The sequence below is a fragment of the Pseudarthrobacter sp. RHLT1-30-1 genome, from assembly GCF_059383415.1.
This window is the reverse complement of record NZ_JBWZCG010000057.1, coordinates 1-5,103: the sequence shown is the minus strand read 5'-3', so window position 1 is coordinate 5,103 and position 5,103 is coordinate 1. Positions and strand designations below refer to the sequence as shown.

Below are 5,103 nucleotides of genomic sequence, written 5' to 3'. Positions count from 1 at the left end.
TGGTGTGCTCCTAAAAAACCCACACCCTTCCTGCGAAACCACTTCCGCTCGCGCAGGGACAAGCCGGAAGCGATGCACAGAGGGGGACGCCCCGCTGCAGGTCAGCCGGCGTCCTCCGCGGAGACTCCGAGTTCCCGGGAAATGGTCCGCGTGGTTTCCAGCAGTTCTGCAGTGACCTTGTCCATCTCATCCTGGTCGACGACTTCGGCGGGAAAAACAACGGAGATGGCCAGCGGCAGCGAGTCCCCGGTAGAGAACGCGGGGGCGGCGATGGAGGATACCCCTGGAATCACGCCTCCGGTGGTGATCGAGTAGCCGGCGGAAAGCACGTTCTTTTTAATCCGGCTGATTTCCTCGTCCGGGTACGCCGACCGGCTGCGCCGGGCGCGGTCGGCTTCCAGCGCCTTGGCGGTCATGGACGGGGGCAGGTAGGCCAGGAACACCAGCCCGCCGGAGGATGTGAGCATGGGCAGTTTCGCCCCGACCCGGACGTTGATCGGGAGCGCGTGGGAGCCGTAGTCCCACCGCACGACGACGGGGCCGTCCTCACCCCAGACAGAGATATTGACTGAATGTCCGCAACTGTCGCGCAGCATCATGGCGTAGTCCGATGCGACGGCGACTTCGTTGGTGCGGCGCAGTGATTCGGCGCCGAGCCGGCGCAGGGCGGCGCCGAAGTCGTACCTTCCGGTCTTCGGGGATTGGGATGCCAGCCCGGCGCGGACCAGACTGACAAGGTAACGGTGTGCCTTGTTGGGCTGGAAGCCGCTGCGCTCGGCAATTTCAGACAGAGACATGGGGCCGCCACCGGCCTCCAGGGCCTGCAGTACGCGCATGGCCAACTCGACGGATTGGATGCCCTGCCGTTCCGGGGGCCCGGCCTGTTCCAACGCGCTCAATGCTGATACTTCCTTTGCCTCATGGTCCATTATGACCGGCCGCGTCCCGACCGTTACGGGTGATGGTCGGGACGCGGGGGTATATATCTGTGCCTTGCCGGGAGTCGAAGGGTCAGGGCCGGGGTGGGACGCTGGTGCCGGTCACGGCCGGCACCCGGACGCGGGGCACGAGCACCGAGGCGATGGCGCCGACCACCGCGGGGATGGCGAAGGCGTAGAAGTTCCATTCGACCGCGAGCCCGGAAGTCATCACCCAGGCGCCCAGTGAGGGCCCGACGATGGCGCCTACGCGGCCGAAGGACAAGGCCCAGGCCAGCCCGCTGCCGCGCATGTCGTCCGGGTACCGGGTGAGGATGAAGCCGTTGACGAGGATTTGCGAGCCGATAAAGCCGACGCCGCTCAGGAACATAAAGATGAACAGTACGATCACGTTGGGGTTCATGCTCATGACAATCAGGCTGACGGCCCCGGTCAGGAAGGCCGCCACCACGACGGGTTTGGCTCCGATGGCATCGGCGATCCGGCCGCCGACGATCACGCCCACGCCGACGCCGATCCACATGGCCGCGGTCTGCAACAGTGCCGAGCCCAGCGAGTAGCCGTTGGCCTGCATCATGGTCGGCAGCCAAGCCGTGATGCCGAAGACCAGCAGCAGGCCGCAAAACGTCATGACCCAGAAGAGCAGGGTTGCGCCCGCGACGCCGCGGGAAAACAGCGGACCAATACCGGCGAAGTTCCGCTTTCCGGCCACGGTCAGCACCGGCGCAGGAAGTCCCATGGCTCGGCTCAGGCTGTGTGCTTCCTCCGTGTGGCCGCTGCGCAGCAGGTGAACGGGCGGCACCGGAAGCAGCTTCCAGGCGAACGGCAGGATGATCAGCGCAGGGAGGACGCCGATGATGTACAGCCAGCGGAACGAGGTGACCGGCAGCAGCACGGCGCCCAGCAGCGGTGCTGCCAGACCGCCGGCAGCGTAGCCAGCCATGACGATGCCGGTGTTGCGGTTGCGGTGTTCCGGGACGGAGAGGTCCGCCACGTAGGCGAGCAGGGTGGGCAGTACGACGCCCAGGCCAAGTCCGACCAGGGTGCGGCCCGTTCCGAAGAGGGCCAGGTTCGCCGCGGCGGCGGAGAGCACCATGCCGGCGGAGAAGATGATGCAGCTGGCCAGGATGAGGCGCAGCGCCCCGACTCGGCGCATCAGGGCGCCGGCCAGTGCGGCGCCGATGAGCATCCCGACGCCGACCACGGAGCCCAGGGTTCCGGCGGATCCTTTGTCCACGTGCAGAGATCCGTCGGCCAGCAGCGCCGGCACGGAGACGCCGTACACGGCCAGGTCGTAGCCTTCAAGGGCCGCGATCACGAACGCGACGGTCAGCAGGGTTCGTTCGGTGATGACCCGGCCTATTGCCGTGCCAGCAGTTTTTGTCGTCATTGACATCGTTATACTCCTACTGTTTGCGCGCTGCTGCCCACTGTGGAGCATGCATCGCTGTATTCACGGAGGAGCGTCTGGTAATCGCGGTCGGTCCGCGCGGCTCCGAAGATGTAGAAATCCGGTCGGACAAGAACAGCCTGGCAGTCGTTTTCATCGAACCAGCGCAGGTAGCTTCCGGTGACGTCGGTGAAGGACCCGCTCACCTCGCCGGTGTCCGGGTCGATGACGGTGACGTCGCCCGGGCGGCCGCTCCCGGAGGAGCTGCGGCGCAGGAGCTTGAAGCCGTAGCCGAAGATCTCGTCGAACCGGCCGGCGGCCGCGTCGGTGCGTACCTCGTCCTGGATGAACAGCCGGCCGTTGGCAGGGTGGTCCGAGCGGGAGACCAGGCCCGGGCCCAGGCCGGGGAAGCGGAGCTTGTCCGGCTTCATGTTCTTCCGCCGGTTTTCCAGATACTGCAGGTCCCGCTCCTGGGCTTTTTGCGGATCGCGCATGGTCTGGACCTTGCCTAGTTCGATGCCCTTGTGCACGACGGCGGCCACGTGCGGCTCGCGTTCACTCTGGTAGGTATCCAGGATTGCTTCCTGCGCCCGGCCGGAGAGCAGCAGGTCCAGCTTGAAGGCCAGGTTCTGCGCGTCCCGGATGCCCGAGCACATGCCCTGCCCCAGGAACGGCGGCATCTGGTGCGCCGCGTCGCCGGCCAGCATGATCCTGCCGCGCCGCCACGGGCGGGCGATGAGGGAACGGAAGGTGTAGGTCGCTACCCGGATCAGTTCGGCCTGGTCCGGCAACAAGTACGGGGCCACGCGCGCCCAGACCCGCTGCGGGTCGCGTTCGATCAGGAAATCCTCTGCGGAGTCGAGCATGAAGCTGAAGCGGTGATGGTCCGGTCCCAGCGAGATGATGGACTGCGGCTGATTCGGGTCGCAGACCTGCCGGGCGTGCGGCAGGTCTGTCTCTGCGGTGAGCCGGAAGTCGCAGACCAGCCACGGCTCCGAGAACCCGAAATCTTCCAGGTCCGCCCCCAGCCAGCCGCGCGTGAAGCCGTTGCCGCCGTCGCAGGCCACCACATAGGATGCCTGGACGTTTCCGCCTGGAACTTGCAGTTCCACCCCGGCCGCAGTCTCGGTATAGCCCTCCACCGGTGCGTCGAACCAGACGGTGACGTTGGGCATCGTGCGGAAGAGACGGTCCAGTTCCTCTTCGAGCTCCGGCTGGTACATCATGTACCACTCGGACCAGCCGGAGGCGCCCTTGAGCGCGAACTCGTGCTCGATGAGCAGGTCCCCTGCGGCGTTGCGCCATTCGTAGTTCCGCTGGGCGTTTATTTTGGGCAGCATCTTCTCGGCGATGCCCAGCCGGGCGAAGGTCCGCATCGTTTCATCGTCAAAGATGGCGGCGCGCGGCAGGTTGTAAAGCCCGGCATAGCGTTCCAGCACCACAACCTGATGCCCGGCCTGGCCGAGCAGCGCCGCCATGGCCATGCCGACGGGGCCGTAGCCGACCACCGCAACATCGAATTTTTCCATCATCATCCTCTAGTCCTCCGGATCGGGACCACAGTTGTGATCCTTGACACTTAGTCACAGTAGGATTCATTATTAGTGAAGTCAATGCATATTAGTGAATGACTTTGAATCAAGATGCCAGGAGATCCCGTGAAAAAGATTGCCCTCGAAGAACACTTCGTCACCCCTGACCTCGTCGGGTACGGAAGCAGCACCAGTGCCATCGCCCAGCCCCAGGCCTGGGCCGATGCCTCCCGCCGGCTGCTGGACTTCCAGGCCGAGCGCCTCCCGGAGATGGACCTGTACGGCATTGACATGGAAGTGCTCTCGCTGAACTCCCCCGGCATTCAGGCCGAAACGGATCCGGGCACCGCGATCGCGAAGACCACCACGGTCAATGACTTCCTGGCCGGTGTCATGGCCGAGAACCCCACCCGGTTCTCCGGCTTTGCCGCCCTGCCTCTGCAGGATCCGCAGGCCGCGGCGAAGGAACTGGAGCGTGCTGTCACACAGTTGGGCATGAAGGGTGCGCTGGTGAACGCGCATACCAACGGCATGTACCTGGATGACCCCAAGCTCCGGGTCGTCTGGGAGATGGCAGAAGGCCTGGATGTCCCGCTTTACCTGCACCCGGCCAACGGCGTGGACACCGCCGATGTCCTGAGCGGACACCCCGAGCTTGTCGGCCCCATGTGGAGCTGGGGCATCGACACCTCGACCCACGCCCTCCGGCTGATCTTCGGCGGAGTTTTCGATGATTTCCCGCAAGCCAAGCTCATGCTCGGGCACATGGGAGAGGGCCTGCCCTATGTCCTCTGGCGGCTGGATTCCCGCTGGAACTTCCACAACCACCACGGCATCGAACTGGCCAAGGGCAACCCGTCCCAGTACATCCGCGACAACCTCTACATCACCACCAGCGGCGTCTGCTCCCCCGCCCCGCTGCTGTGTGCCCTCCTGGCCCTCGGCTCGGACCACATCCTCTTCGGCACTGACTACCCGTTTGAGACCATCAGGGAAGCCTCCGAATTCCTCGACAACGCTCCCATCAGCGAGGCTGACCGGGAAAAGATCGGCTTCCGCAATGCCGAACGGCTGCTACGCCTCAACGTGCCGGAATCCGCCGGCGTACCGTCGCTGTCCGCCCGGTAATCCTCCGCGCTAATTCGCCTGCGGCGGGGCCCTCCCCCCCCGAAAGCGCCGCCCCCCCCCCCACCCCACCCCCCCCCACCCCCCCAAAAAATCCCCCCCCCTCGTCTTTTTTTTT

At 65.3% G+C, this 5,103-nt stretch carries 4 protein-coding genes; 1 reads left to right on the top strand and 3 read right to left on the bottom strand.

The features are described from left to right. Positions 1-101 precede the first annotated feature (101 nt). The 3 genes from AC50YM_RS20455 to AC50YM_RS20445 all read right to left on the bottom strand — a co-directional run bounded on the left by AC50YM_RS20455 (position 102) and on the right by AC50YM_RS20445 (position 3,863). The gene (locus AC50YM_RS20455; protein WP_494958762.1) at positions 102-899 is read right to left on the bottom strand and encodes an IclR family transcriptional regulator; all 798 of its coding nucleotides are present in this window, start codon (positions 897-899) and stop codon (positions 102-104) included. Between the two features lie 112 nt (positions 900-1,011). After that, the gene (locus AC50YM_RS20450) at positions 1,012-2,328 is read right to left on the bottom strand and encodes an MFS transporter (RefSeq protein ID WP_494958761.1); all 1,317 of its coding nucleotides are present in this window, start codon (positions 2,326-2,328) and stop codon (positions 1,012-1,014) included. Between the two features lie 8 nt (positions 2,329-2,336). Continuing rightward, positions 2,337-3,863 (bottom strand): bifunctional 3-(3-hydroxy-phenyl)propionate/3-hydroxycinnamic acid hydroxylase, encoded by a 1,527-nt coding sequence (locus AC50YM_RS20445; RefSeq protein ID WP_494958760.1) that lies wholly within the window; start codon positions 3,861-3,863, stop codon positions 2,337-2,339. A gap of 123 nt (positions 3,864-3,986) precedes the next feature. Between AC50YM_RS20445 and AC50YM_RS20440 the strand changes: the two genes are divergently transcribed. Continuing rightward, positions 3,987-4,988: an amidohydrolase family protein gene (locus tag AC50YM_RS20440; RefSeq protein WP_494958759.1), complete on the top strand. Its 1,002-nt coding sequence runs from the start codon at positions 3,987-3,989 to the stop codon at positions 4,986-4,988. Positions 4,989-5,103: the final 115 nt, after the last annotated feature.